This is a genomic window from Methylosinus sp. sav-2 (assembly GCF_004366495.1).
Lineage (GTDB): Bacteria > Pseudomonadota > Alphaproteobacteria > Rhizobiales > Beijerinckiaceae > Methylosinus.
In genome coordinates, this window is sequence record NZ_SOEJ01000001.1 from 1060307 (window position 1) to 1085056 (window position 24750).

Annotated in this window: 28 protein-coding genes; 17 read left to right on the forward strand and 11 right to left on the reverse strand. The window is 66.4% G+C overall.

Annotated features, from left to right (window positions below; genetic code table 11):
* The first annotated feature begins 56 nt into the window (after positions 1–56).
* A complete protein-coding gene (locus tag EDE12_RS04925) occupies positions 57–686 on the forward strand; it encodes a GDSL-type esterase/lipase family protein (protein WP_051592570.1) in 630 nt (209 codons plus the stop codon).
* Here the strand turns inward: EDE12_RS04925 and EDE12_RS04930 are convergent.
* The 4 genes from EDE12_RS04930 to EDE12_RS04945 all read right to left on the reverse strand — a co-directional run bounded on the left by EDE12_RS04930 (position 652) and on the right by EDE12_RS04945 (position 4877).
* Positions 652–1086 (reverse strand): heme-binding protein, encoded by a 435-nt coding sequence (locus tag EDE12_RS04930; protein WP_026599495.1) that lies wholly within the window; start codon positions 1084–1086, stop codon positions 652–654. The two genes, EDE12_RS04925 and EDE12_RS04930, sit on opposite strands and share 35 nt — an antisense overlap.
* 72 nt (positions 1087–1158) lie before the next feature.
* Complete coding sequence (locus tag EDE12_RS04935) at positions 1159–2838, reverse strand: mucoidy inhibitor MuiA family protein (RefSeq protein WP_026599494.1); 1680 nt, start codon at positions 2836–2838, stop codon at positions 1159–1161.
* 147 nt (positions 2839–2985) lie between these two features.
* Positions 2986–4257, reverse strand: a complete 1272-nt coding sequence (locus EDE12_RS04940) for a cytochrome c peroxidase (protein WP_036291211.1) — start codon at positions 4255–4257, stop codon at positions 2986–2988.
* A 125-nt stretch (positions 4258–4382) separates the two neighbouring features.
* Positions 4383–4877 (reverse strand): DUF2165 domain-containing protein, encoded by a 495-nt coding sequence (locus EDE12_RS04945; protein ID WP_026599492.1) that lies wholly within the window; start codon positions 4875–4877, stop codon positions 4383–4385.
* 69 nt (positions 4878–4946) lie between these two features.
* On the opposite strand from EDE12_RS04945, the gene EDE12_RS04950 reads away from it, so the two are divergent.
* The 3 genes from EDE12_RS04950 to EDE12_RS04960 all read left to right on the forward strand — a co-directional run bounded on the left by EDE12_RS04950 (position 4947) and on the right by EDE12_RS04960 (position 6809).
* Positions 4947–5603 (forward strand): GDSL-type esterase/lipase family protein, encoded by a 657-nt coding sequence (locus tag EDE12_RS04950; RefSeq protein WP_026599491.1) that lies wholly within the window; start codon positions 4947–4949, stop codon positions 5601–5603.
* Positions 5604–5687: 84 nt separating this feature from the next.
* Positions 5688–6179: a peptidoglycan-binding protein LysM gene (lysM, locus tag EDE12_RS04955; protein ID WP_026599490.1), complete on the forward strand. Its 492-nt coding sequence runs from the start codon at positions 5688–5690 to the stop codon at positions 6177–6179.
* 216 nt (positions 6180–6395) lie between these two features.
* Positions 6396–6809, forward strand: a complete 414-nt coding sequence (locus EDE12_RS04960; RefSeq protein WP_026599489.1) for a DUF3617 family protein — start codon at positions 6396–6398, stop codon at positions 6807–6809.
* Between the two features lie 4 nt (positions 6810–6813).
* Here the strand turns inward: EDE12_RS04960 and EDE12_RS04965 are convergent, their stop codons facing one another.
* A complete protein-coding gene (locus tag EDE12_RS04965; protein ID WP_026599488.1) occupies positions 6814–7146 on the reverse strand; it encodes a cytochrome c in 333 nt (110 codons plus the stop codon).
* Positions 7147–7175: 29 nt separating this feature from the next.
* On the reverse strand, positions 7176–7772 hold the full coding sequence (pyrE, locus tag EDE12_RS04970; RefSeq protein ID WP_051592569.1) for an orotate phosphoribosyltransferase: 597 nt from the start codon (positions 7770–7772) through the stop codon (positions 7176–7178).
* A 331-nt stretch (positions 7773–8103) separates the two neighbouring features.
* Between pyrE and recA the strand changes: the two genes are divergently transcribed.
* From recA to EDE12_RS04990, 4 genes are all read left to right on the forward strand, one after another.
* Entirely contained in the window at positions 8104–9183 is a 1080-nt protein-coding gene (gene recA / locus EDE12_RS04975; RefSeq protein WP_024881237.1) for a recombinase RecA, read from the forward strand.
* Between the two features lie 265 nt (positions 9184–9448).
* A complete protein-coding gene (gene alaS / locus EDE12_RS04980; RefSeq protein WP_026599486.1) occupies positions 9449–12115 on the forward strand; it encodes an alanine--tRNA ligase in 2667 nt (888 codons plus the stop codon).
* Complete coding sequence (locus EDE12_RS04985) at positions 12112–13383, forward strand: cyclic nucleotide-gated ion channel (RefSeq protein WP_024881235.1); 1272 nt, start codon at positions 12112–12114, stop codon at positions 13381–13383. The genes alaS and EDE12_RS04985 overlap by 4 nt, the downstream gene beginning before the upstream one ends.
* Positions 13384–13449: 66 nt before the next feature.
* On the forward strand, positions 13450–13878 hold the full coding sequence (locus EDE12_RS04990; RefSeq protein WP_024881234.1) for a universal stress protein: 429 nt from the start codon (positions 13450–13452) through the stop codon (positions 13876–13878).
* A gap of 114 nt (positions 13879–13992) precedes the next feature.
* On the opposite strand, the gene EDE12_RS04995 is transcribed toward EDE12_RS04990, so the two are convergent.
* Positions 13993–14475 (reverse strand): hypothetical protein, encoded by a 483-nt coding sequence (locus EDE12_RS04995; protein ID WP_026599485.1) that lies wholly within the window; start codon positions 14473–14475, stop codon positions 13993–13995.
* Positions 14476–14591: 116 nt separating this feature from the next.
* Positions 14592–15083, reverse strand: coding sequence for a Spy/CpxP family protein refolding chaperone (locus EDE12_RS05000; protein ID WP_024881232.1), 492 nt, complete (start codon positions 15081–15083; stop codon positions 14592–14594).
* 79 nt (positions 15084–15162) lie between these two features.
* Between EDE12_RS05000 and EDE12_RS05005 the strand changes: the two genes are divergently transcribed.
* Together EDE12_RS05005 and EDE12_RS05010 are read left to right on the forward strand one after the other, a co-directional pair.
* On the forward strand, positions 15163–15456 hold the full coding sequence (locus tag EDE12_RS05005) for a hypothetical protein (RefSeq protein ID WP_134187995.1): 294 nt from the start codon (positions 15163–15165) through the stop codon (positions 15454–15456).
* Positions 15457–15519: 63 nt separating this feature from the next.
* Positions 15520–16113, forward strand: a complete 594-nt coding sequence (locus EDE12_RS05010) for a transglutaminase-like cysteine peptidase (protein WP_026599484.1) — start codon at positions 15520–15522, stop codon at positions 16111–16113.
* 44 nt (positions 16114–16157) lie between these two features.
* On the opposite strand, the gene EDE12_RS05015 is transcribed toward EDE12_RS05010, so the two are convergent.
* Positions 16158–16685 carry a gamma carbonic anhydrase family protein gene (locus EDE12_RS05015; RefSeq protein WP_024881230.1) on the reverse strand — a complete coding sequence of 176 codons (528 nt, stop codon included), beginning with the start codon at positions 16683–16685 and terminating at the stop codon, positions 16158–16160.
* Positions 16686–16870: 185 nt separating this feature from the next.
* On the opposite strand from EDE12_RS05015, the gene EDE12_RS05020 reads away from it, so the two are divergent.
* The gene (locus EDE12_RS05020; protein WP_024881229.1) at positions 16871–17527 is read left to right on the forward strand and encodes a hypothetical protein; all 657 of its coding nucleotides are present in this window, start codon (positions 16871–16873) and stop codon (positions 17525–17527) included.
* Between the two features lie 9 nt (positions 17528–17536).
* Here the strand turns inward: EDE12_RS05020 and EDE12_RS05025 are convergent, their stop codons facing one another.
* Both EDE12_RS05025 and EDE12_RS21750 read right to left on the reverse strand, forming a co-directional pair.
* The gene (locus EDE12_RS05025; RefSeq protein ID WP_024881228.1) at positions 17537–17932 is read right to left on the reverse strand and encodes a DUF3126 family protein; all 396 of its coding nucleotides are present in this window, start codon (positions 17930–17932) and stop codon (positions 17537–17539) included.
* A 258-nt stretch (positions 17933–18190) separates the two neighbouring features.
* Positions 18191–18730 (reverse strand): hypothetical protein, encoded by a 540-nt coding sequence (locus tag EDE12_RS21750; protein WP_166671814.1) that lies wholly within the window; start codon positions 18728–18730, stop codon positions 18191–18193.
* Between the two features lie 199 nt (positions 18731–18929).
* On the opposite strand from EDE12_RS21750, the gene EDE12_RS05035 reads away from it, so the two are divergent.
* The 6 genes from EDE12_RS05035 (at position 18930) to EDE12_RS05060 (ending at position 24627) form a co-directional block, all read left to right on the forward strand.
* The gene (locus EDE12_RS05035) at positions 18930–19547 is read left to right on the forward strand and encodes a DNA-3-methyladenine glycosylase I (protein ID WP_024881226.1); all 618 of its coding nucleotides are present in this window, start codon (positions 18930–18932) and stop codon (positions 19545–19547) included.
* On the forward strand, positions 19535–20146 hold the full coding sequence (locus tag EDE12_RS05040) for an HD family hydrolase (protein WP_024881225.1): 612 nt from the start codon (positions 19535–19537) through the stop codon (positions 20144–20146). The genes EDE12_RS05035 and EDE12_RS05040 overlap by 13 nt, the downstream gene beginning before the upstream one ends.
* 48 nt (positions 20147–20194) lie before the next feature.
* Entirely contained in the window at positions 20195–20707 is a 513-nt protein-coding gene (locus EDE12_RS05045) for a protein-tyrosine-phosphatase (RefSeq protein ID WP_026599482.1), read from the forward strand.
* 10 nt (positions 20708–20717) lie between these two features.
* The gene (locus EDE12_RS05050; RefSeq protein ID WP_024881223.1) at positions 20718–21737 is read left to right on the forward strand and encodes an NAD regulator; all 1020 of its coding nucleotides are present in this window, start codon (positions 20718–20720) and stop codon (positions 21735–21737) included.
* A gap of 129 nt (positions 21738–21866) precedes the next feature.
* The gene (locus EDE12_RS05055) at positions 21867–22676 is read left to right on the forward strand and encodes a hypothetical protein (RefSeq protein WP_026599481.1); all 810 of its coding nucleotides are present in this window, start codon (positions 21867–21869) and stop codon (positions 22674–22676) included.
* A 259-nt stretch (positions 22677–22935) separates the two neighbouring features.
* On the forward strand, positions 22936–24627 hold the full coding sequence (locus tag EDE12_RS05060) for a DUF882 domain-containing protein (RefSeq protein ID WP_026599480.1): 1692 nt from the start codon (positions 22936–22938) through the stop codon (positions 24625–24627).
* Positions 24628–24750 lie beyond the last annotated feature (123 nt).

A 24750-nucleotide genomic window follows, 5' to 3' on the forward strand; every position in this document is an offset into this window, starting at 1 on the left:
CGCGAGCGGGGAGAAGGAAGGCGGCGAAGGCCGCGCAAATCTATCCGGGGGCGCGCATGACCACGCCGGTTCGCATCTGTTTTTTCGGCGACAGCTTCGTCAATGGAACCGGCGACGACGATGGTCTCGGCTGGGTGGGCCGGCTGGTCTCGCGGGAGCGCCACGGTGGGCGAGATGTCACCGCCTATAATCTCGGCATCCGCCGCGACACCAGCGCCGATATCGCCGCGCGCTGGCGCGAGGAGGCGCGGCGCCGTCTGCCGGCGGGCTCCGACGCGCGCTTGCTGTTTTCCTTCGGCGCCAATGATTGCGTGGAGGAGGAAGCGGGCCGTGCGCGCGTGCCGCTCGAGGAGACGCTGGCCCATGCAGAGCAAATGCTGCGCGAGGCCGCGACGCTCGCGCCCGTATTGATGGTCGGGCCGTTTCTGCCCGGCGCCGCGCGCATCGATCGTCTGTGCCCGCAATTGCAAAAGCTCTGCGCCGAGCTGCGCATTCCCTATATCGAGATGCGCGGCTTCGCCGCGAGCTGCGGCGTGCTTTTGCAGGAGGCGGCCGCCGGCGACGGCGCCCACCCCAATAGCGGCGGCTATGCGGCGCTGGCCGATTTCATCGGCGCGGCGCCGCAATGGCGCGCATGGCTCGACCGCGGGCTCACGTCCGCCAAGGATGCGCCGGCAGATCGCTGACGCCGACGACGGCGACGCCGGCGAGCGCGACGGCATGGTCATTCTCGACCGAGCTGCCGCTGACGCCTATCGCGCCGACCAGCACGCCATCCTCATCGACGATGGGCAGGCCGCCGGGGAAGGTGATGAGCCCGTCATTGGAATGCTCGATGCCGAAGAGCGGGCCGCCCGGCTGCGACAGCTTGCCGATGTCGCCCGTCGGCATGCCGAAGAAGACGGCCGTCTTCGCTTTCTTGATCGCAATGTCGATGCTGCCGACCCAGGCATCGTCCATGCGATAGAAGGCTTTCAGATCGGCGCCGGAATCGACGACGGCGATGCACATTTTCGTGCCGAGCTCGGAGGCGCGCTTGCGTGCAGCGGTGATGGCGGCTTCCGCCGCGGCGATATTGACATGCATCAGAGAGTCTCCTCGTCGCGCGAGCGCTGCGACACGACACAAATGGCTACGCCGAAGTCCCTTTCAAGTCCGTCACCTTTGGGCAATCGGCGCCGGTTGTGTCACAATGTCGCGCTCCGCCGGCCATTTGACGCGATAGGCGAGGCGCAGCTCTTTCGTCTCGCGCGGCTTGGCGTCGAAGCTCCAGCCCATCACGCCGCGCTTGTCGGCGATCTGCTTCGTCGTGGGAGCCGTCGTTTGCGGCAGCGTCTCCACTGTGATCGCTGTATTCTCCGAAAACGGAATCTGATCGACGACCGTCACCGGAACGATGAAATCGTGCAGATTCGTGACCGTGGTCTTGAAGTCGCGCGTCTCATATTTGGTCTGGCCGAACCAGCTCGGCTCATTCTCGACGCGCTTGACCGGCGCGCGCGCGACCTTGATCTTGTCGTCGGCGCCGAAGCCGAGCTCCACCGCCTCGCCCGGCGCGACGAAAGCGATGCGGCTCTGCCCCACATGCATTCCGTCGCGCTGCACGGCGACGGGGCCGGCCAGCAGCGGGGCGTCCTCCTCATTGAGGATTCGCGCCTCGAGAAAAGCCGTGGGATCGAGCGCCGGCGCGATGCGCGCGGCGAGCGTCGGCGTCATGCGGCGCGCGGTGAGAATAAAGCTCTTCGTCGTTCCGTCGCCCGGCACGCCGACGCGGCCGGAGATTTTGAAGCTCGCTTGAAAAGCGTTGGATTCCAGCGCGGCTGTCTGCTGCGCGACCGGCGCCGGCGCCGGCTCGGGCGCCGGCATCCTGGAGATTTCCGCTTTGCGCATCGGGCGCTCGGGCGCCGCAGCCGCCGGAGCGGCGAGCTTCTCCGAATAGAGAATCGGCGGCTCATAAAAGCTCACCCGCTGCGGCTGCACATCGGGCGCCGCTGCGCCGCGATGCGCGCGCGTCGTCGAGACGGAGAGCGCGACATCGCCCCAATCCTCGCCCGTGTTCTGCGTCACCGCGGCGCGACGGATGAATTCGAGCTGCGGCTTGCCCTCCGCGCCGCCGGTCTCGAGTCGCGCGTCATAGGCGGGCCGCCAATAGGCGCCGGAGACGAGATAGGAGAGGGTCAATTGCAGCTTGCCGCCGCTCGCCGATTCGACCGCTATGGCGATCTCGCGCGACGGGCGCCGCGTCGCGCGCGCGCCGGTTCCCGCCTCGAGCGCATGGATCTCGTCGTCGAGCTCCTTCGCCTTGACGTGGGCGCCGCGCAATTCTTCGCCGGTTTTGGTCAATGCGGAGGCGATGGCGTCGAAGGCCGCGCTCCATTCGCCGATCGCGAGCGGCCGTGTCTCCGGGCCGAGCTTCTCCGGGCTCGCCTGCGAATAGCGCGCGATCATCGCCTGCTTGGCGGTGAGCGTGTCCAGCGTCACCTGCAGGCTCTCGCGCGCGCCGCGCAATTGCTTCAGCTTCGATTCGATCGCCGTGTCCGGCGCCTGCGTCTCCGCCGGCGCGAGCCGCGCCTCGACGGCGCCGATCGTCACGCGCCCATTCGCCTCGCCGGAGACGCGTAGCCAATCGGCGTCGAGCGCGAAGGGAAGATTTTTGAGGAGGACCGTCGCGGCGCCAGCGGGAAGATCGATCGTCGCTCTGCGCGTCACTGTCGCTGCGTCTGGATGGACGATGACGCCGTCGATCGTCGATGTCGCCTCGACGATCGTCTCCTTCGCCCATGCGGAAGACAGAGCGATCGAAGACACGCAAACGAGAGCCAAGACGCGAAGCCGCATGGGCCGCCTCCTCGAGGGAAAGAAGGCGACATCCGGCCCTATGCTTATGTCCTTTTCGCGGCGGCTCCCGTCTTGCTGCTCTCTAAATCTCCTTGTTCGGTCGTGTTTTCTTCACGCGAACCGGTTCCCACTTCGCTCGAAAACACTCTATCTCTCCGCCTTCGTCGCGGGCGTGGGCCGGTCGGTCAGCGTGCGCAGAAAGGCGGCGATGGCGTCGATCTCGCTTTCGTCGAGCCGCGGCGTCTCGCCCGGCTTGCGATCATAAGGAACTTCCTTGACGTTCACATTGTCGTGATACGCCGCCGGCAGATCGTCATATTTCGCGGTCGCGCCCTCTTTCTTGGGATACCAGCGCGCAGGATCGGTGTCGCGCGTCGCGTAGAAGGCCACGACGTCGCGCAGGCTGGCGAAGGCGCCATTGTGCAGATAGGGGCCGGTGACGGCGATGTTTCGCAAGGTGGGCGCCTTGAACTGCCCGCAGAGGCTGTCGATGGCGTAGCCCTTGGGGGCGACCTTGGCGAGGCCCTCGCGCTTGCAGAGGCCGAGATCGATATGCGCCCGGTCTTTATTGTCCGGTATGGCGGCGTTGCGCGGCGCGCCCAGCGCATCATAGCTGAAATCGGTGAACAGCCAGTCCTGCGGATGGCGCGATTTCTCCTCGCCGACATGGCAGGCGATGCAATTGCCCTTCTTCTTGTCCTTGAACAGCGCGAAGCCCTTCGCCTCTTCGGCGGTCAATTTCTCGCGTCCGCGCAGAAAATCGTCGAATTTGGACGAGAAGGGATGAAATCGCTCGCTGCTCTCAAATGCGGCGACCGCGCGCGCCAATTTGTCGAAGGCCGCGTCGTTCTCGAAGAGCTTCTCGCCATAGACGCGCCGCGCGAGATCGGCATAGGCGCCGGATTTTATCTTCTCGACCACGGCGGCTTTCGACGGATTGTTCATCTCGCGTGGATTGAGCAGCGGCCCTTCCACTTGCGCGGCGAGATCATCCGCGCGGCCGTCCCAAAATTGTCCGCCGACGGGAACCAGCTCCGTCTCGCCGGTCTCCTCGTCCTTCTTCTTCATGAAATGAAAGCGCGGGCTGAAGGAGACGTAAGCGAGCGAGGGCGTCTTGCGCGTTCCGAGCGCATCCGGCCGGCTGCCGCGCGCGAGCGCCGCGATGGGCGAGCCATTATTGCCTTGAAACGCCTTGGCGGGATCATGGCAGGAGGCGCAGGAGAGGCCCGCTGGTTCCGAGAGATTCTTATCCTCGAAAATTCGTTTCCCCAGCAGCTCGCGTTGCGAGAGATGGGCCTCGTCGGCGGCGCGCGCGTCGCTCGTCGTCGATTCGAGGCTCGCCGCCGGCAAGGCTGCGGCGAGCAGAAAGAAAAAAGCGCGCGACAATGTCGAGAGGCGCGATCGAGTGGCGAGCGCCATTTTCAGATTCTCCGATCGCGAGAGGAAACTCTCCGAATGAGCAGGGCGCGCGAAATCTAGTGAAGGAGCGACAATCCCGTCAAACTCCATAGATTGGATCGGTTCCAAACAATGCCCTCGCCACGTCAGCCGCGCGACGGCTCCGGCTGGGCGACGAAGAGCAGGATGAGGCCGAGCGAGCCGATGAATCGAAAGGCCGGCTGCTGGAAGTTCCAATCAATGGAACGCCACATTTGGAACCATTCGCCGCCGATGATCATGAAGCCGAAAAAATAGAGCGCGAAGCCGAGCGCGAGCCCGCCTATGGCCCATTGCTTCGCCGTTTCGAAGCTCGCCGCGTCGCCCTTTCGTGCGCCAAAAAGCCGCAGCGCGCCATAGAGGCAGAGCGCTCCATAGGCGAGCTCCGTCGCGATGATCCCGGCATAGATCAGCCGCTGCAGCGCGTCGGAGAGAATGGCGCGGCTCATCAGCGCGGCGTCGGCATGGGTCGTGTCCATGGAGACGACATGGCGAAGGACCTCGAAATTCGTGCCATAATCGAAAATATTGCCGAGCCCGGTGACGAGGCCGAGAAGGCCGGCGCAGGCGGCGAGCAGGATCTTGGCGATGCGGGCGATCATGCGGGCGTCCTCCCCAGAGTCGATTCGGATCTATGTCCTGCCGATGACGCGGGCGAGGCGGCGAGGGCGATGATCGCGACATTGGCGCAAATTTTTTTCATTCTCGTCTTTCTCCTGCTGCTCTTTGGCGCGCTGATCGCGGCCTCCGACGCCGGCGTGCGGCGCGCCTTTCGCATCGCGCTGCATCGGCGCGTCACGCGTCTGCGGGCGCCGCGCTACGCCATCGTCGGCGACAGTCTCGCGGCGCAATGCGACTGGCGCCCGCTCCGCCGGCGCCCCTTCGACGTGCTGCGCCTCTGCCTCGGCGGCGCGACGCTGAAGGATATAGGCGCGCAAATCGTCGAGGCGCGCATGATGGGCGCGCGCTGCTTCATCATCGATGGCGGCTTGAACGATCTTCTCTTCGACGCGGCGCCGCTCGCGCAGATCGACCATGATTTTCGCGCGCTGCTGCGCCGCCTGCCGGAGGATGCGCGCGGCGTTCTGATGCTCGCGCCCCATGTCGCCGACGCCGCCCAGGCGCCGCGCATAGACGAGATCAATGCGCTGATGCGCGCGCTCGCCGAGGCGCGCGGGCTCGCGGTCGTCGATCTCGCGCCGCAGCTTTCGCAAGACGGCGCGCGGCGGCCAGAGATGACCAATGACGGCCTGCATTTTTCGCCGCTCGCCGCGCAGCTATGGGTGCGGGCGGCGCGAGAACGCCTTCTTCGTGATGGGCTCGCCTGAGCGCGGCGCGCCCTATGTAACGCGGCGCGGGCGCAATTCCACCGGCGCTCGCGCTCACGCCAAAGCGCGAAGGAGGTCGTAAAAATGGGTCTCTTCAATTTCTGGAACAACTCGAAGAGCGGCGAGCAGATCGACAAGAATGCGCCTTCGCCCAAGGGCGCGACCGAGAACGCCGCCGCGCCCGCCGATGAATTGAAGAAGGAGATCGAGAAGAAAGGTCTCGACGCCTCCAAGATCGAAATCTCGGTCGAGGGCGACAAGGTGAAGCTCGGCGGCAAGGCGCCTTCGACCAGCGACGCGGAGAAGATCGTGCTCGCCGTCGGCAACACCAAGGGCGTCTCGCAGGTCGAGAGCAATATCGTCGTCGGCAAGCAGGAGACGGAGTCGTTCTTCTACAAGGTGCGCCAGGGCGACACGCTGTGGAAGATCGCCGAGACGCAATATGGCCAGGGCAAGGGCGGAAAATACGAAGAGATTTTCGCCGCCAATCGGCCGTTGCTCTCCGATCCCGACAAGATCTATCCCGGCCAGGTGCTGCGTATTCCCAAGGCCCAAGGCGCCGCCGGCCAGGCCTGACGCTCACTGTCACGCGGCCTCTCTCGGGAGGCCGCGTCACGCATTCGGGAAAAAGCGGCGGCGCGCGCGGGAGCTATTCTTAAAATGCGCGCCCGACATTGAAAACGAGTTGCCTCGCAAACGCGCGCGCCACATATTCTGCGCCGCAAAAAAATCATACGTGATCGAGGCGAAGCGTTGAACCTCCGCATCTATCGTCGCGCGCCATATCTCGCGATGCTCGCAGTGACTTTGTCTCTCTCCGTCATTGCGAGCGCGCGCTCGTCGCGAGCGGACGAGTTGCCGCAGCGTCGGCCCGGTCTCTGGCGCATAAAAACAATATCGCCGGACGTGGGACTGCAGTCGCATGACGTCTGCATCGAAGCGGGCGACGGCATCCTCGGCGCTCCGCAGGACAATTGCACGAAGCCGACGGTCGAATCCGCGCAAGGCGGCGAGGTCATCGTCACCTTCTCATGCGATCTCCATGGCGCGCGCGAGGTGACGAGCCTCTTGCTCACCGGCGATTTCTCGAGCTGGTATCGCGCGCAATCGAAGACGACGCTCACGCAAAAGAGCGGCGCCACGCGCGAGCGCTCCGGCTTCACGATCGACGCGAAATTTCTGCAGCCCGATTGCCCGAAGCCGTGACGCCTCAACGCTTGGGCGCGAGGCCGACGATATAGGCGGAGAGCGAGTCGATCTCATCCGGCGTGAGGATGAGATTGGGCATGTTCCGATGCGAGCTGCGCAGAAAAACCTTGATCGCCAGCTCCGTCGTCGAGGGCATGCGCGCCACATCGACGAAGCTGGGCGCCTTGGCGGCCTCGTCCTTGGCCGGCGTCTTCTCGTCTATGCGATGACATTCGACGCAGAGCGAGGCGGCGAGACGCCGCCCGGCCGAAGGATCGCTCGATTGCGCGAGCGCCGGCGCCGCGACGCCTCCGCAAGCGAGGAAGGCTAGAAACATCGGCGTCGCGCAATTCATGGCTCTACCTCCGAAACGGCATGCAAGGCCTATATGGTGAAATCGCCGCGCTTGAAAATCGACACCAGCGTGATTCCCTTTTCGGCGAGCTTTTCCGCGGCGCCTTCCTCACGGTCGATCACGACCAGCGCGCGCGTCGCTCTCGCCTCCGGGTGCTCCTCCACCATGCCGGCGATGGCCTCCAATATAGAGCCCCCCGTCGTCGCCACATCGTCCACGATCAGCGCCTCGCCGCCCTTGGGCACATAGCCGTCGATGCGCTCCTTGGCGCCATGGCCCTTGGCCTCCTTGCGCACGAAGAAAGCCTCGACCGGCGCGCCCTTGGGAAAGCTCACCGCGGCGATGGCCGCCACCATGGGCACGGCGCCCACGGCCAGCCCGCCGACGCCCTTTATCCCCTGCGCCTTCATATAGTCGACGACGATATCGGCGATGAGATGCGCGCCCTCCGGCAGCATGGTCGTCTGGCGCAGCTGGAAGAGATAATTGCTCTTGCGGCCCGAGGAGAGCGTGAAATCGCCGCGCAGCAGCGAATGCGTGTCGATCAGCCGATGCAGCCGCGCCCAGCGCGGATCGGCGGAATCGAGAACGGCGTCGGGACGGGAAGGCGCGCGCGTGTCGCTCATGGGCTGTCGAAACTCCGCTGTCGATCGTGAGAAATAGGCCGGGAGCCGGCTGCGGTCCCTTACGCCGAGGAACTCGCGGACTTCAAGCCGGTTCCTTCCCCTGGCTCGCGCCCGGCCTGCCCTTGGCTCGCGCCCGGCGGGGCGAAGCGGGGAAAAATCATGCGGAACAAAAAAAGAACTTGGCGAAGAGAACAAATGCGATACAATCTGCCCATCCGATCTTCGCGTCCGATATCGCCTGATCCTCGCAAGTCTTTCACCGCTCTTTCGTTCCCGGGCCGCATCTCGCGTTGCGCCTGCCGCCCTGCCTGTGCCAGAAGGAATCATCGCCGTGAGCCAAGCCAATCTCCGCCTCGTGGAAGGAACCTCCGTGGACAAGACCAAGGCGCTGGACGCCGCTTTGTCGCAGATCGAGCGGGCCTTCGGCAAAGGCTCGATCATGCGGCTCGGCAAGAATCAGAAAGCCGTCGAGATCGAGACCATCTCCACCGGCTCGCTCGGGCTCGATATCGCGCTCGGCGTCGGCGGCCTGCCGCGCGGCCGTGTCGTGGAGATCTACGGGCCGGAATCATCGGGCAAGACGACGCTGACGCTGCATGTGATCGCCGAGGCGCAGAAGAAGGGCGGCGTCTGCGCCTTCGTCGACGCCGAGCATGCGCTCGATCCGGTCTACGCCCGCAAGCTCGGGGTCAATCTCGAGGAGCTGCTGATCTCGCAGCCGGACACGGGCGAGCAGGCGCTGGAGATCACCGACACTCTGGTGCGCTCCGGCGCGGTGGATGTGCTCGTCGTCGATTCGGTCGCCGCGCTGACGCCGCGCGCCGAGATCGAGGGCGAGATGGGTGACGTGCAGCCCGGCCTGCAGGCGCGGCTGATGAGCCAGGCGCTGCGCAAGCTCACCGCCTCCATCTCGCGCTCCAACACGCTCGTCATCTTCATCAATCAGATCCGCATGAAGATCGGCGTGATGTATGGCTCGCCGGAGACGACGACCGGCGGCAACGCCTTGAAATTCTACGCTTCCGTCCGGCTCGACATTCGCCGCATCGGCTCCATCAAGGACCGCGACGAGGTCACCGGCAATCAGACCCGCGTCAAGGTCGTCAAGAATAAGGTCGCTCCGCCTTTCAAGCAGGTCGAGTTCGACATCATGTATGGCGAGGGCATCTCCAAGGTCGGCGAGCTCGTCGATCTCGGGGTGAAGGCCGGCGTCGTCGAGAAATCCGGGGCTTGGTTCTCCTATGACAGCCAGCGTCTCGGCCAGGGCCGCGAGAACGCCAAGACCTTCCTCAGGCAGAACAAAGAGGCCGCCGAGCGGATCGAGCAGGCGATCCGCGAGAATTCGGGCCTCATCGCCGAGCGCATCCTCGACGCCGGCGGCGAGGAGGATGGCGCCGGCGGCGAGGAGTGAGTCGGGCGATCGCCGAAGGTGAAGCGAGGACGGCCCACCCTTTGAGGGAAGGGTCGGACGGCGCAGCCGTCCGGGGCTGGGTTCCACCACGGAGACTCCAGAACATCACTCCCTTCTGCGATCCGCGCGGCCTGTTCCACTTCGCGGACAAATGCTCTAGAAGGGCTCGGTTCGCGCCGGGCCTTTTCCTTTTCCCAGCGACGGTTACGGCCGAGCGCGCGTTCGATGGCCATTTGTGCCGAACAAGCGGGCGACAAGAACCGATATGAGTGGCGTCAACCAGATCCGTTCGACCTTCCTCGACTATTTCTCGCGCAATGGACACGAGAAGGTCGCATCCTCGCCGCTCGTCCCGCAGAACGACCCCACGCTGATGTTCACCAACGCCGGCATGGTGCAGTTCAAGAATGTCTTCACCGGCTTCGAGAAGCGCCATTACGCGCGCGCCACCACGGCGCAGAAATGCATGCGCGCCGGCGGCAAGCACAATGATCTCGACAATGTCGGCTACACCGCCCGGCATCTGACCTTCTTCGAGATGCTCGGCAATTTCTCCTTCGGCGATTATTTCAAGGAAGGCGCGATCGAGCTCGCCTGGAATTTCGTCGCCCGCGAGCTCGCCCTGCCGCGGGAAAAGCTGCTGGTCACTGTCTATCACGACGACGATGAGGCGTTTTCGCTGTGGAAAAAGATCGCCGGCTTCTCCGACGATCGCATCATCCGCATCCCCACGGCCGATAATTTCTGGAGCATGGGCGACGTCGGCCCTTGCGGCCCTTGCTCCGAAATTTTCTTCGATCAGGGCGACAGCGTCGCCGGCGGCCCGCCCGGCAGCCCGGACGAGGATGGCGACCGGTTCCTGGAATTCTGGAACCTCGTTTTCATGCAATATGATCAGACCGCGCCCGGCGAGCGCGCGCCGCTGCCGCGGCCCTCGATCGACACAGGCATGGGTCTCGAGCGCATCGCCGCCCTGTTGCAGGGCGTGCATTCGGTCTTCGAGGTCGATCTTTTCCGCCGCCTTATCGGCGCCGTGGCCGACGCCACCAACGTCGATTCGGCCGGACCGCAGGCGGCGAGCCATCGCGTCATCGCCGATCATTTGCGCGCCGCGGCCTTCCTCGTCGCCGATGGCGTGACGCCCTCCAATGAGGGCCGCGGCTATGTGCTCCGCCGAATCATGCGCCGCGCCATGCGCCACGCGCAGCTTCTCGGCGCCGCCGAGCCTTTGATGCATAGGCTCGTCGGCGCCCTCGTCTCCGAGATGGGGCTCGCCTATCCCGAGCTGACGCGCGCCGAAAGCCTCATTCGCGACACGCTGCTGACCGAGGAGACACGCTTCCGCCAGACTTTGGCGCGCGGTCTCTCCATCCTCGACGAGGAGAGCGCCTCGCTGACCGCAGGCGCGAGCTTTTCCGGCGAGACCGCCTTCAAGCTCTACGACACTTACGGCTTTCCGCTCGATCTCACCGAAGATGCGCTGCGCCCGCGCGGGATCGTTGTCGACAAGCCGGCTTTCGAGAAAGCCATGGAGCGCCAGCGCGCTGAGGCGCGCAAGGCCTGGGCCGGCTCCGGCGAGACGGCGACCGAGGCCGTCTGGTTTGCGCTCGAGGAACGTCTCGGCGCGACCGAATTTCTCGGCTATGACCGGGAGAAGTCTGAGGGCCAGATTGTCGCCCTTCTCCATGAAGGGGCGGAAACGTTCCGGCTCGAGACCGGCGCACGCGGCGCCGTGCTGCTCAATCAGACCCCCTTCTATGCCGAATCGGGCGGCCAGATCGGCGATATGGGCGTCATGCGCGCCAAGGGCGTGCGCTTTCGCGTCACCAATACGCAAAAGAAGGTTCACGGCCTTTTCGTCCATGAGGGCGTGGTGGAGGAGGGCGCGCTCGTCCCCGGCCTCGCCCTTGAGCTGGAAGTCGAGCACGCCCGTCGCAACGCCGTGCGCGCCAATCATTCGGCGACGCATATTCTGCACGAGGCTTTACGCCGCGTGCTCGGCGATCATGTCGCGCAAAAGGGCTCGCTCGTCGCGCCGGATCGGCTGCGCTTCGACTTCACCCATCCCAAGCCGCTGAGCGAGGAAGAGATCGCCGCCGTCGAGCAGATCGCCAATGAGGTGGTGCAGGACAACGCCCCGGTCGAGACGCGGTTGATGGGCCAGGACGAGGCCATTCGCTCCGGCGCCCGCGCGCTGTTCGGCGAGAAATACGGCGATGAGGTGCGCGTCGTCGCCATGGGCCATGCCCCCGTCGACGTCGATCGCGCCTTTTCGGTCGAGCTCTGCGGCGGCACCCATGTGCGCCGCACCGGCGACATCGGCCTCATCAGCATCGTCTCGCAGGGCGCCGTCGCCTCCGGCGTGCGCCGCATCGAGGCCAAGACGGCGGAAGGCGCCCGCGCCCAGCTCGTTTCCGAGGCCAAGGCGCTGCGCGAGATCGCCGCACTCGTGCGCGCCTCCGTCGAGGAGGCGCCCGCCCGGCTCGCGAGCCTGATCGAGGAGCGCAAGAGCCTGGAGCGCGAGCTCGCCGACGCCAAGCGCAAGCTGGCCATGGGCGGCGGCGGCAATGGCGGGGCGGAGCCGATCCGCGACGTGGCCGGCGTCAAGCTGTTCGCCAAAGCGGTCAGCGGAATAGACGCCAAGGATTTGAAGTCGCTGGTCGATGAGGCCAAGAAGACGATCGGCTCCGGCGTCGTCGCCATCGCCAACGCTTCGGTCGATGGCAAGGCTGGCGTCGTCGTCGGCGTGACCGCCGATCTCACCGCGCGCTACAACGCCGTCGATCTGGTGCGCGTCGCTTCCGAGAAGCTCGGCGGCAAGGGCGGCGGCGGGCGGCCAGATCTCGCCCAGGCCGGCGGTCCCGACGCCACAGCGCTCGAAGCCGCGCTGACAGCGATCGAGGAGACGCTGCGGGTCAAGGCGGCGCAGTGAGCGAGCGAGGCGGCGCAGAGACCGAGGAGTCGCCGTCCCGCCTCCGTCGCCGCGTCCATATTCTGCTCGACAGCGGCGGCGTCGGCGACCGCGCCGCGCAAATCACCCATGGCGCGCTGATGGCGCTGGTCATCCTCTCCGTCGGCGCGGTGATCCTCGAATCCGATCCCGATCACGCCGCGCGCTATGGCGCGCTCTTCCGCGCCGTGGAATATGTCGCCGTCGCCGCCTTCAGCGTCGAATATGCGCTGCGCATCTGGAGCGCGCCGGACCATGCGCTCTATGCCGCGATGCGCCCCGGACGCGCGCGCCTCGCCTTCTTCTGCTCGGTTTCGGCGCTGGTCGATCTCATCGCCATCGCGCCATTCTATCTTTCCGTCATCATCGCCGCGGATCTCCGCGTGCTCTTGTTCCTGCGTCTCGCGCGCTTCTTCAAATTGGCGCGCTATTCGCCGGGCATACGCTCCATCTTCGCCGTGCTGGAGGCCGAGCGCAAAGCGCTCGCCGCTTCCGGCATCGTGCTGTTCGGCGTGGTGCTGTTCATGGCGACGGCCATGCATATCGCCGAGCATGACGCGCAGCCGGAGGCTTTCCGCTCCATTCCCGCCGCCATGTGGTGGGCGATCCAGACCATTGCGACGGTCGGCTATGGCGATGTGGTGCCGCATACGCCGGCGGGCCGCGTCATCGCCGCAATCTCCATGGTGATGGGCTTCGTCATGCTGGGCCTGCCGGTCGGCATCGTCGCCACCGCTTTCGCGGAGGAGATTCATCGGCGCGAATTCGTCGTCACCTGGAGCATGGTGGCCAAGGCGCCGCTGTTCGCCACGCTCGACGCATCGGCGATCGCCGAGATCATGCGCTATTTGCGCGCGCAATCTCTGCCGGCGGGCGCGCTGATCGTGCGCCGCGGCGAGCCGGCGCATTCCATGTATTTCATCGCCGCCGGCGAGGTGGAGGTGGAGCTGCCGAGCGGGATGGCGCGGCTCGGCGAGGGGCAGTTCTTCGGCGAGATCGCGCTTTTGCGCAAGACGCGCCGTACCGCCAATGTGCGCGCCGCGACGCCGATAAAGCTGCTGATTCTCGACGCTTTCGACCTACATGTTTTCACGCAGCGCAATCCGGAGATCGGACGCCATATAGAGGCGGTCGCGGCGAGCCGCTCGGAGTTCCGGCCCGTGGCCCCGGAAGGCGATCTTCGCGAAGGCGATCTCGTGGAAGCGGAAATCGACGCGCGCGACCTTCCGCCGCGGGAGGACGGCCCGTGATGGCGAGAGGGCGCCCCTGACAAAACGGGCGCGCGCGCCTTAGATCGAGGAGAGGAGGGAGCGCTCATGCATGAGAAAATCCTTATTCCGCTCGATTTGACCGAGCCGGACCTGACGCGGCTCGCGCTGGACGAGGCGCTCGCCCTCGCCAAGGGCTCGCCGCAGCCCAAGCTTCGCCTCGTCAATGTGCAATCTCTGGTGCCCGTCGCCTTCATCGACTACATCCCGCCGAATTTCGACGAGGAGCTGCGCACTTCGGCCGAGCAGGAGCTCGCCGATGTCGCGACCAAGATCGACTATCCCAAGAATCTGGTGACGACGGTGGTGCGCTTCGGCGCGATCTATCCGGAGGTGCTGGCGGAGGCGGAGGAGTGGGGCGCCGATCTCATCGTGCTCGGCTCGCATCGGCCGGCCATGTCCACCTATCTGCTCGGCTCCAACGCCAAGACCATCGTCCGCCACGCCAAATGCTCCGTGCTGGTGGTGCGGCGATAGAGTGCTCGCGTGAAGAGATAATGAGATCGAGAGTCGTTCCGGTTCGATCCTAACCGGAACGACTGTACGGGGGAGCGCCCTCGGCCGGTCTGTCCAAAGGCGCAGCGGCGCTGCTCAATCCTTGCGCTCTCTCTTGGCGCGGACGCGCTCGCGGACGCATTCCTGAATGAAGGCGCGCTGGCTCGCCCGTTCGATCCCGCGCGCGGTCGCCTCCTGCCGGCACTGCTGCCGCTCGACGCGCGTCGAGACGCGGCCGAAATAGCAACGCCCCAAAAAGGCCTCGCGTTCCGGCCCGACGAGGTTGCGCTCGTTGGCGCGCCCCTGGCAGGCGTGGCGGATGCGTCTCGCCTCGAATTTGGTGAGCCGCTTGCGGACCGGCGCCGGCTGCGCCGATTTGCCCGCGAGCGCCGGCGGCGCCGCGGGCGCAGCGGGCGCGACAGGCGCGGGCTCCAGCGCCGGCGGCTTGTCCGCGCCATTGGCGGCGAATGCCGGCGACGCCGGCGTCGCGGCCGAAAGGGCGCAGATCAGCAGTCCCCAAAATCCGACGGCGATGCGGCGGGCGGGGCGGGCGCTCGGGGCGAGCGAAACGGATGTCATTTTCTTGTCTCGCGGCGAGGGGCGGGATTACGAGCTTTGTCTTCGTGGGCAGATAGACGATTTTTATCGATCGAGGGAGGCGGCTCGCGCATATTCACAGTCATCGACGCTGGCCATCAGCCGTTCCGGTCCGGGCGCATGCCGCGGCGGCGGAACAGATCATGCGCGCCGAGCACATCGCGGGGCAGCACGCGATCGGCGATGCGGCGCTGCTCGTCGGAGAGCGAGGCGAAGAAGCTGGTCTCGGCGTCGGCGAGGGCGCGCAAATTCTCCACATGGCGGCTCAGCCGATCGGCGCGGGCGCGCAGCGGCGCGCCGGGGTCGCGCGGGGCGCTGTCGCGATTGCGGTCGATCGCCGCGGCGACGATGGCGGCGTCGCGATCCTGAACCACGGCATGCAGCTGTTGCGCGAAGGCGGAGAACAGCCGCTCCTGCTCGCCGGAGAGGCGCAGGGCTAGCCGCCATTCGTCCATATGGCTCTCGAGCGGATTGCGCCGGGCGACAAAGGGGTTCTCCGCCGCACGATTGAGCGGCTCGGCGATCGGCGCGTCTGTGACGACGAAGGCCATGAGGCTCACCGCCAGAGCGATTGCGAAGCGCAGCAACATCGTCTTAGAACCCCGATGGAAACTCGGAACCCCGATCGAAACTCGAATCCGGTCCCTACGCCGCCTTTGAGACCGAACCATGGCCGCCGCCGTAATTTCGTCGCTCGCCGCCGCCACGGCAAGCCCGTTAACGACGATTCCGGGGCTCATGTTAACGAATCGGCCCTCCATGAGCAAAAAGCCCGGTCTCGGCCCGTGGTCGCGCCGCCGTTCGGCGGTGGGAACATCGCGTAATTTCAGCGCTTTATTGAAAATACCGCGAAATTTCGCCTATTTCGGTCATCTCTTGGTATACTTACGAAAATTGTCGTCAAATCTAAATGGATTGGCCGAAAAACTGAGCTATCGACTTACGGAGCAAGCAAAACAATAAAACTAATCTCGTCTCCACATCGGGGAGACGACGAAGATGTTGGGTAGAGTAGCGAGACTGACGATGAGCGCGGCTCTGGCCGGCGCGGTCTCCATTTCGGGAACGGCGCCCGGCTGGGCGGGCTCGGAGCATCTGCTCCACGCGGCCCTCGGACCGGAGACGAGCGTGCCCTATGGCTGGCTGGATTTTTGTCATCGCTATCGTGGCGAATGCGCCGCCGACGCCGCCGGACCGCACGACATCGACCTCACCGCCAAAGCCTATAAGGACATTCAGCGCGTCAACGCCCATGTCAATCACGCGATCGAGCCCGTCTCCGACATGGATCATTGGGGCGTCGTCGATCGCTGGGACTATCCCACCGACGGCAAGGGCGATTGCGAGGATTACGCGCTGATGAAGCGCCGCCTGCTGGTCGAGCTCGGCTATCCGCGCGCCGCGCTGCTGATGACGGTGGTGAAGGAGAAGAATGGCGACGGCCACGCGATATTGACGGTGAAGACCAGTCGCGGCGAGTTCGTCCTCGACAATATGAACGATGCCGTGCGGCCCTGGACCAACACGCCCTATCGCTTCGTCAAACGCCAGTCGCAGCTCGATCAGAACGTCTGGGTCGTGATCGACGATCCCAACGCCCCGCTCTTCGCCGCGCGCTGAGCCAGCGCTCGGCGCGCCCTTCGGCACAGGGCGCGCCGCGACGGTCAGATCGCCTCCAGCCCTTTGGCGTAGCGCTCGGCGTTCTCGACATAATGTTTCGCCGATTCGAGATTGCGGGCGAGCGCGCCTTCGTCCAGCGTGCGCACGACGCGCGCCGGCGAGCCGACGATCAGGCTGTTGTCGGGAAACTCCTTATTCTCCGTGACCAGCGAATTGGCCCCGACGAGGCAATTGCGGCCGATCTTCGCGCCATTGAGGATGGTCGCGCCCATGCCGATCAGGCTCGCCTCGCCGATGAGGCAGCTGTGCAGAATGACGCCATGGCCGATCGTGCAATCGGCGCCGATGACGAGCGGAAAGCCCATATCGGTGTGGAGGACGCTATTGTCCTGAATATTGCTGCGCGCGCCGACCGTGATCCATTCGTTGTCGCCGCGCAGCACGCAGCCGAACCAGATGTTGGCGTCCTCCTCGAGCTGCACGCGGCCGATGACTTGAGCGTCGGGCGCGATCCAGAAGCGGCCGGAGGCCGGGACGCGCGGCGCGACGCCGTCGAGCTTGTAGAGAGGCATGGTCCTGGTCTCCCGCGCCCCTCTTTGCGGTGGGCCTCAGAGCGAGGCGCGAGGGGCGTTCGCCGACCTTCTAGTGTCTTTGGCCGAAAGAGGAAACCGCGCGCCTCGGCTGTCGGGGCGCGCGCGCCGCGGGCCTGAATCGGCTAAGCTCGGCGAATCGGCTCTGCTGCTCTTTCTTCAGGATCATGCGCCTCTTCCTCGTCGCTCTGCTCTTGGCGCTGCTCGCCGCGGCGGGCTATCGCTTCACGCGCAAAACCGACGGAGTCGCGCCGGCCATCGTCGCCGCCAGCCTCGGCGATGCGCGCTTCGCCTATGCGCCCGCCTATGCGCGTGACGAATCGACGCGTTACGGCGGCGCGCCGGACCGTCTCTCCTTCATCGCTGTCGCGCCGGATTTCGGGCCGCCACAAAAGCCGAGCGCCGATCCGCGTCGGCGCGCGGCCGAGGAGCTGGATCCGATGCGCGTCTTCGTCACGCTCACGCCGCGCGAGGAGGCGCTCGATCCGTCCGAGCGCCCGTCGCGCCTCTATGCGCGATTTCTGGAGAGCGAGGTCTGGGGCGGGCCGGGTGGGCTCGTCATGCGGCGCTTCGAGCCGGGCTCGCCCTATGAGCTGGAGCTGCTCTATCTCGCGCCGCCGGAGGGCCGAGACTTTTTCGCCCGCTGCCCGCGTCGCGACGCGGGCTTTCTCGGCTCCGCGCCCTGCCTATGGGCGCTGCGCTGGAAGAATCTGGATGTCGAGGCGCGCTTTTCCGCCGCTCTGCTGCGCGATTGGGAAGAGCTCGCGCGCGGGCTGCGCGCCTTTCTGGCCTCGATCGACGCCGATCGGCCGCGTCCGCGCTGAGGCGGGCGCTCAAAAATCGTCGAGGTCGAAGTCCAGAATGGCGATCTGCAGCGTGTAGCTGGTCTGCTTGGCGTCGTCGGCGGAAATGACGCCGAGGAAATCCTCGCCGCTGTTGAGCTCGACGGAATCGGTCTTGCGGCCGCGCGGCGCGATGGTGAGCTTGTCGTTCTCAAACAGCTTCCGCAGATAGGATTGCAGCGTCTCGCGGCCGACGGGCAGCTTCATCCCGAAGGCGAAGGAGCGGTCGCCGTCCTCGTCGTCCACCATGATGGAGGCGATCTTGCGCTCGCCGAGATGAACGGCGGCGTCATCGGGGTTCTTGGGATCCGCGGTCACGCGAATCTCCTCATTGCCGAGCGCCTGGCGCAAGAAGGCCTGCAGCTTGCGCAGCTCGATCTTCTCCATACGGCTTCCCCCGCTTCGCGCGCCTCTTGCCGAGCGCCTCGCCGTCGTCTCGCGGCCCGCAGCCTGTGCCACGAAAAGCGGCCGCGCCGCAAGAGGGGCTCCGGCCTGTGGTCCCGCCCGACGAAAAAGCCCGGCGCGACGCGCCAGTGGTCCCGCGCAATAAAAAAGCCCGGCGCGACGCGCCAGCGGTCCAGCATAATAAAAAAAAGCCCGGCGCGACGCGCCGGGCCATGTCGAGCGGCGGCAATGGCCGAGGCTTCACTCGCCCGCAGCTTTGAGGCGCTTGTTGCACTCGCTCCAATATTTCGGCCAGGTGGCCTTGGGGTCGGCCTTCAGCAGCTCGGCCTTCTTGGACTTCCATTCGGCGCCGCATTTTTTCTGGCGGGCGGTCTGGGCGGCCTTGCCTTCGGAGACGGGCTTGGCCGGCTTGGCGGCGGTTGTCGGCGCGGGTGCAGGCGCCGGAGCGGGCGTCGCTGTCGTCGGCGCGGGGGCCGGGGCCGGGGTCGGCTCGGGCGCTGCGGCGGCCGGAGCAGGGGCGGGGGCGGGGGCAGGTGTCGGCGCGGGAGCGGCGGCGGCCGGCGCGGTCTCGGCGGGCTGCTCGGACAGGCGCACGCGGCAGGCTTTCAGAAAGTCCTGCCAGCTCTGACCCTTCAGCTCATTGGCGGCCTTGGCGGCTTGATATTGCGTGCCGCATTCCTTCAAAACATTCGCCTGCGCTTTCGCTTCACCCGCGGCGGCGACCGCCAAGCCGACCGCGAGGGCGCCGACGGCAGCGTAAGAGACGAGACGGATCGACATCAAATTTCTCCTTGGTGAGCGCCGTCGCCGATGAAGATTCCTCAGCGCAAACGGCTCCCGACGGCCGCACTGCGAGCACGGCCTGTGCCAATTGTCATGCATCGAGGCAAGGGCCGCAAGCTCGCCGGGACCGCAATCCGGATGTTATGAAACACTCTTTGGGCTCAGATGGCGCACGGAAAGCGTGAGGGAAGGGGCGATGGCCGCCGAAAGAGAAAATCCGCGCGCTTGGCGCGATGCTGCCGCGCTGCGTCATCCAGATGGCGTTTTGCGTTGTCCGTGGGCCGGTTACGATTCGCTCTATGTCGCCTATCACGACGAAGAATGGGGCCGTCCGGAGCGTGATTCGCGCGCGCTCTACGAGAAGCTGATTCTCGATGGCTTCCAGGCCGGCCTCTCCTGGATTTCCATCCTGCGTCGCCGCGAGGGCTTCCGCGCCGCTTTCGAGGGATTCGATCCCGAGCGAATCGCGCGCTTCGACTCCGCTCGCGTCGAAGCTCTGATGCAAAACCAGGCAATCATCCGCAACCGCGCCAAGATCGAAGGCGCCATCGCCTCCGCGCGCGCCTATCTGGAGCTCGAGGAGAGCGTGGGATTTTCCAATTATCTCTGGGATTTCGTCGATGGAGCTCCCATCGTCCGCCGTCCGCGCACGACGGCCGACATTCCGACGCAGACGGACATCTCCCGCCGCCTCGCCAAGGATCTGAAGGCGCGCGGCTTCGCCTTCTGCGGCCCGACGATCGTCTACGCCTTCATGCAGGCGGTGGGCATGGTGGACGACCATCTGGCGGAGTGCCACAGATGCGCGGAGTGAAGGCCGAGGCGGCGCCCCGCGCCTGGCAGCGCATGCTGTCCGGCCGGCGGCTCGATCTGCTCGATCCCTCGCCGCTGGATGTGGAAATCGAGGATATCGCCCATGGGCTGGCCCGCGTCGCCCGCTGGAACGGTCAGACGCACGGCCCACATATATTCTCGGTCGCCCAGCACAGCCTGCTCGTCGAGGAGATCGCCTGCGCGCTCTCGCCCGGGCTCGGACGCGAGGGGCGACTGTTCATGCTGCTCCATGACGCGCCGGAATATGTGATCGGCGACATGATCTCCCCCTTCAAGGCGGTCATCGGCGACACATACAAGAGCGTGGAGAAACGAATATTGACGGCGATCCTGCTGCGCTTCTCATTGTCGCCGGAGCCGGACGCGGCGCTCTTGCGTCTCGCCAAGCGGGCGGATCGCGCCTCGGCTTTTTTCGAGGCGGTGGGTCTCGCCGGCTTTACACGCGGAGAGGCCGAGCGCATCTTCGGCCGTCCGGCGCTGGCGCCCGACGCTTGCGCGCAGGCGTTGGAGCCGCTCTCGGTCGAGGAGGCGCAGCAGCGCTTTCTGGCGCGCTTCGCCACGATCGAGCGAGGCGCGTAGCGACGCATCAGAGTGTGAGGCATCGAAGTGACACAGAACGGGTGAGACATGGCGCACCTCTATGTCTGTTCGCTTACGAAGGTCGTCGACACGGTGCGCGCCAGTGGCGCGCGCTCACTCATCACAATTCTCACCGCCGGCTCTTCGCTGGCGCGGCCGAGCGAGATCAAGCCCGAGCGACATTTGCGTCTCGCCGTCTCCGACATAGAGGCGGATCAGGACGGCCATGTGCTCGCCAATCGCGCGCATATAGAGAACCTTCTCGCCTTCGCCGGCGCATGGGACCGGCGTGAGCCGCTGGTCATCCATTGCTACGCCGGAGTCAGCCGCTCGCCGGCGGCTGCCTTTATTCTCGCTTGCGCGCTCGCGCCGCAGCGCGCGGAGAGCGAATTGGCGTCCGAGCTGCGCCGCGCCTCGCCGACCGCCACGCCCAACCGCCGTCTCGTCGCTCTGGCCGATCGCATTCTTTCTCGCGAAGGCCGCATGTCGGCGGCCATAGCCGAGATCGGCCGCGGCGCGGATTGCTACGAGGGGGCGCCCTTCGCGCTCGAGCTCGCCTGACCCATAGACGATGACGAGCTTCGATCATCGGCGCGAGCCGCCGGCATCTTCGCGCGACTCTGAAGGACCGCTGCCGGTCGCCATCGGCCTGACGGCGGCGATCGTCGCGGCGCAGGAGGACGAGCCGCTCATCCTCACTGTCGCCGCCCACGGTGAGGACGCGCGCGCCGCTCTGCCCTCCGGCCCTTTCGATCCGGTGCATCACCGCACTTTCGAGATCGGCCTGCGCGCCTGGGTCGCCGAGCAGACCGGCATGACGCTGGGCTATGTCGAGCAGCTCTACACTTTCGGCGATCGCGGCCGCCACGCCCGCGCCGGCGACCGCGATCCGCATGTGGTCTCCGTCGGCTATCTCGCGCTGACCCGCATAGCCGAGGAGCAGGCGGACGAAATTCGCGGCTTTCGCAGCTGGTACGAGTTCTTCCCTTGGGAAGATTGGCGCGGCGGCCGGCCCGAGGCGATGGAGACGACCATTCTGCCCGGCCTCTCGGCCTGGGTGGAGGAGGCGCCGGATGCGCTCTCCTCCTCCGGCCTGCGGCGGCGCGACCGCGTCAATCTTCTGTTCCGCCCGCAGGGCAGGGGGCTCGACGAGGAGAATGCGCTCGAGCGCTATGAGCTGCTCTATGAGGCTGGCTTGGTCGAGGAGGCCTGGCGCGACGGGCGCGAGGCGGCGTTGAAGCGCGGCGTGAAGCCGCCGCCGCTCGGCGCGCCCATGCAGCACGATCATCGGCGCATTCTGGCGACGGCCATGGGCCGGCTGCGCGCCAAGATGAAATACCGCCCGGTGATCTTCGAGCTGATGCCGCCGGCCTTCACGCTCACCGAGCTGCAGCGGACGGTGGAGGCCATCGCCGGCCGCCATTTGCACAAGCAGAACTTCCGCCGCCTCGTGGAAACCTCCGCCGCCGTGGAGCCGACGGGGGAGGTGTCGCTGAAGACGGGCGGCCGCCCCGCGGCGCTTTTTCATTTTCGCCGCAATGTCTTGCAAGAACGTCCTGCGCCCGGCCTCAGGGTCGGAATCAGAGGATGATCCGACGGGCGATCGGATGGGTCGCCGTCCACCCGACCGCTCGAGGATGATCCGGCCGTTAAGAGACTATTCACCCTATCATGGTGAATTTTCTCTTATCGGAGGTCAGTAGAGCGTAGGGGTGCTTGCTTGAGTTATCTGTCGCCGCCGCCTGCTCCGGCGCCGGTCATCGTCTATAAGGACGTGGGCGGTTTCGTCTCGGAGTATCAGGCGCAAACGGAAATCTATCGCCGCGAGGGCCGCGAGGTTCGACTGCACGAATGCCGGTCCGCCTGCACAATGGCGCTCAGCCTTCCCAATGTCTGCGTCTATCCGGATTCGCAGGTCAAATTCCATTTGGCCTATAATCCGATAGACCATCAGACCGACGCCGGCGTCTCCGCCGAGCTGTTCAATTACTATCCGGCGGCGGTGCGCGAGCGGCTCGGCTATCTCACCCGGCAATATCGGGTGCTGAGCGGCAATGAGCTGATTTCGCTCGGTATTCGCAATTGCAACGGCAGCGACCGCACGGTGGTCGCCAGCCGCGCCCGCCGCGGCGCGCAGACGGTCGCCTCCGCCGCGCCCGCCGCCGATCCGCTCGGCGATCTCGCGCAAAAGGTGCGAGGCGCGGTGTCGCAAGCCTTCGCCGACCCCACGTCGCCGCCGCAGGGGCCGATCCGCCTCGCCCTCGCCGAGCGCGATCGGCTGTCGGCGAACCGGGCGATCGATGCGACGCCGACCGCCTCTATCCGCGCCAATGAGCCTGCGCCGGCCGAGGCTCCCGAGCCGCCCCGCCGCCCGCCATCCGTCGCCTTCACCAGCGCGGATGCGCAGAAAGAGGCGCATTCGGAGCCTTTGCCGGAGATAGCCGCCTCGGCGCCACTGATCCCCGGCGGGCAGCCGATTTTGGCCTCCGGCGCCTTCGTCCTGCCCCTCGCCGGAGGCGTGGCGCATTGACTTTCAACGGGAACTCGACATTGTGTCACTATGACGGCTGGGCAATTTTTCGCCATTATGTCGAAATACCGTCCTTGCCTTACGGGCGAATCCGATTCGCCCCTCACAAGAGGAGGCCGGGTCCCGCGACGCCGAGGCGCCGATAGGGACCGAGCCACGATCGATCTCCCGATCGATCGTCCGTGCGTTCGGCGCTCGCGTCTTGCAATTCATTTCGTCGGGCCTTCTCGCCCGTCGACCAGCGGAAAGAAGAGACGTTTTGGACGATCGGCGGGAAGGCGCGCCTCTCCTCTCACGACGGTCTATCGCGCGGCTCGCGAGCGCCGCTGCGGCGCTGATCACGGCGCTGGCTCCGTCCTTCACCGAGAATGCGGTCGCCAATGGCGAGACGCGCACGCTCTATCTCTTCCACAGCCACACCAAGGAGCAGATCGCCGCGACCTATCTGGTGGGCGGCCGCTATGATTCCTCGGTGCTGGAGCAGTTGAACTGGTTCCTGCGCGACTGGCGCCGCGACGAGCCGACCAAGATGGACCCGCATCTGTTCGATGTGGTGTGGGAGGCCTATCGGCAGGCCGGGGCGAGCGAGCCGGTCCATGTCGTCTCCGCCTATCGCTCGCCGGAGACCAACGCCATGCTGCGCCGCCGCTCGCGCGCCGTGGCGAAGTTTTCGCAGCACATGCTCGGCAAGGCGATGGACACCACAATGCCGGGCATGTCCATGGAGCAGATCCGCGAGATCGGCATGCGCATGCAGCGCGGCGGCGTCGGCTATTACCCCACCGCCGGCACGCCTTTCGTGCATCTCGACGTCGGCGGCGTCCGCTCCTGGCCGCGCATGAGCTACGACCAGCTCGCGCGCCTGTTCCCGGACGGCAAGACGGTGCATCTGCCGACCAACAACCAGCCGCTCGCGCGCTATGAGGAAGCCAAGGCCGAGATCGAGGCGCGCGGCAATGGCGCCTATGTTCCGGCCGTCGAGCGCCAGAGCAAGGGTCTCTTCGCCATGCTGTTCGGCGGCGGCGAGGAGGACGAGGACAGCGCGATCGCCGCCGCCCCGCCGCCCACAGCGCGCAAGCAATGGGCGTCGCTCGCGCCGCGCCGCTCGGGCCGCGTCTCCGCCGACGCCGAGGAGGAGAGCGCCGAAGCCGCGCCGATTCCGGCGCCGAGCCGCCGCGAGCAGGAGCGCATCGCCGTGGCCGAGCGCAATCTGCCGCGCGGCGAGACTCAGATGCGCGCCGAGCCGGTCCCCGTCGAGCGTCCGGCCGAGCGGCAAAAGCCGGTCGCCATGGCCGCGCTCGGACCCTCCGCCGAGGAGGCGAAGATCGACGCCAAGCTCGACGCTGCTCTGGCCGCGCCTCTGCCGCCCCGGCGGCCCATGTTCCTCACCGTCGCCGGCGCGCCGCTGCCGCCCACGCGGCCGAGCGAGTTCGGCGCTCTGGCCAGCATTCCCGCCGCTCCGCCCGCCCGCCGGGCCGGAGGCGCCATCGCCAGCCTCGTCGATCTCAGCGCCGCCAGCCTGCGCGGCGGCGTCAGCGAGGAGGCGCATAATGTCCCGCCGCCGCCGGCCCGCCCGGCGCAGCAGGCCGTCGCCAAGCCGGAGCCGCTGCTCGCCTATGCGCCCTCCGCCGCGCAATCGCTTCCCTATGGAAGCGATCTCGCTCCGGAGCTGCGTCTGCCCACCGCCAAGCCGGCGCCCAAGCCCACGCCCGCCAAGGTGGAGCTGGTGCCGGCGCGTCTCGACCGCTCCAATTTCCAAGCGCTGACGACGGGCGTGTCCGCGAGCCGGCTGCCCGGCGGCACGGCGCTCGGAACCACTTTCGCTGCGCCGCGCTCCGCCGCCCGCGCCGACACGGGGCTCTTCGCGCCCACGACCTCGAGCGGACAGGCGCAGGCTTTCGCCGGACAGGCGGCGATTCTTCCGACGGATCGGTTCGTCTCGGCGCGCTGAGGCCCCCTCCCCAACCCTCCCCCGCTTTGCGGGAGAGGGAGCAGATTCCGCGCTTCATCGAGATTTCGCGCAATGCCGGAAGCCCCCTCTCCCGCAAGGTGAGGGAGGGGGCGTTCCTCGCGC

What these genes read in the sequence shown, in the direction of transcription:
- EDE12_RS04925 (WP_051592570.1), top strand. Translation starts at nt 57, where the DNA reads ATGACCACGCCGGTTCGCATCTGTTTTTTCGGCGACAGCTTCGTCAAT.
- EDE12_RS04930 (WP_026599495.1), bottom strand. Translation starts at nt 1,086, where the DNA reads ATGCATGTCAATATCGCCGCGGCGGAAGCCGCCATCACCGCTGCACGC.
- EDE12_RS04935 (WP_026599494.1), bottom strand. Translation starts at nt 2,838, where the DNA reads ATGCGGCTTCGCGTCTTGGCTCTCGTTTGCGTGTCTTCGATCGCTCTG.
- EDE12_RS04940 (WP_036291211.1), bottom strand. Translation starts at nt 4,257, where the DNA reads ATGGCGCTCGCCACTCGATCGCGCCTCTCGACATTGTCGCGCGCTTTT.
- EDE12_RS04945 (WP_026599492.1), bottom strand. Translation starts at nt 4,877, where the DNA reads ATGATCGCCCGCATCGCCAAGATCCTGCTCGCCGCCTGCGCCGGCCTT.
- EDE12_RS04950 (WP_026599491.1), top strand. Translation starts at nt 4,947, where the DNA reads ATGATCGCGACATTGGCGCAAATTTTTTTCATTCTCGTCTTTCTCCTG.
- lysM (WP_026599490.1), top strand. Translation starts at nt 5,688, where the DNA reads ATGGGTCTCTTCAATTTCTGGAACAACTCGAAGAGCGGCGAGCAGATC.
- EDE12_RS04960 (WP_026599489.1), top strand. Translation starts at nt 6,396, where the DNA reads ATGCTCGCAGTGACTTTGTCTCTCTCCGTCATTGCGAGCGCGCGCTCG.
- EDE12_RS04965 (WP_026599488.1), bottom strand. Translation starts at nt 7,146, where the DNA reads ATGAATTGCGCGACGCCGATGTTTCTAGCCTTCCTCGCTTGCGGAGGC.
- pyrE (WP_051592569.1), bottom strand. Translation starts at nt 7,772, where the DNA reads ATGAGCGACACGCGCGCGCCTTCCCGTCCCGACGCCGTTCTCGATTCC.
- alaS (WP_026599486.1), top strand. Translation starts at nt 9,449, where the DNA reads ATGAGTGGCGTCAACCAGATCCGTTCGACCTTCCTCGACTATTTCTCG.
- EDE12_RS04990 (WP_024881234.1), top strand. Translation starts at nt 13,450, where the DNA reads ATGCATGAGAAAATCCTTATTCCGCTCGATTTGACCGAGCCGGACCTG.
- EDE12_RS04995 (WP_026599485.1), bottom strand. Translation starts at nt 14,475, where the DNA reads ATGACATCCGTTTCGCTCGCCCCGAGCGCCCGCCCCGCCCGCCGCATC.
- EDE12_RS05000 (WP_024881232.1), bottom strand. Translation starts at nt 15,083, where the DNA reads ATGTTGCTGCGCTTCGCAATCGCTCTGGCGGTGAGCCTCATGGCCTTC.
- EDE12_RS05005 (WP_134187995.1), top strand. Translation starts at nt 15,163, where the DNA reads ATGGCCGCCGCCGTAATTTCGTCGCTCGCCGCCGCCACGGCAAGCCCG.
- EDE12_RS05010 (WP_026599484.1), top strand. Translation starts at nt 15,520, where the DNA reads ATGAGCGCGGCTCTGGCCGGCGCGGTCTCCATTTCGGGAACGGCGCCC.
- EDE12_RS05015 (WP_024881230.1), bottom strand. Translation starts at nt 16,685, where the DNA reads ATGCCTCTCTACAAGCTCGACGGCGTCGCGCCGCGCGTCCCGGCCTCC.
- EDE12_RS05020 (WP_024881229.1), top strand. Translation starts at nt 16,871, where the DNA reads ATGCGCCTCTTCCTCGTCGCTCTGCTCTTGGCGCTGCTCGCCGCGGCG.
- EDE12_RS05025 (WP_024881228.1), bottom strand. Translation starts at nt 17,932, where the DNA reads ATGGAGAAGATCGAGCTGCGCAAGCTGCAGGCCTTCTTGCGCCAGGCG.
- EDE12_RS21750 (WP_166671814.1), bottom strand. Translation starts at nt 18,730, where the DNA reads ATGTCGATCCGTCTCGTCTCTTACGCTGCCGTCGGCGCCCTCGCGGTC.
- EDE12_RS05035 (WP_024881226.1), top strand. Translation starts at nt 18,930, where the DNA reads ATGGCCGCCGAAAGAGAAAATCCGCGCGCTTGGCGCGATGCTGCCGCG.
- EDE12_RS05040 (WP_024881225.1), top strand. Translation starts at nt 19,535, where the DNA reads ATGCGCGGAGTGAAGGCCGAGGCGGCGCCCCGCGCCTGGCAGCGCATG.
- EDE12_RS05045 (WP_026599482.1), top strand. Translation starts at nt 20,195, where the DNA reads ATGGCGCACCTCTATGTCTGTTCGCTTACGAAGGTCGTCGACACGGTG.
- EDE12_RS05050 (WP_024881223.1), top strand. Translation starts at nt 20,718, where the DNA reads ATGACGAGCTTCGATCATCGGCGCGAGCCGCCGGCATCTTCGCGCGAC.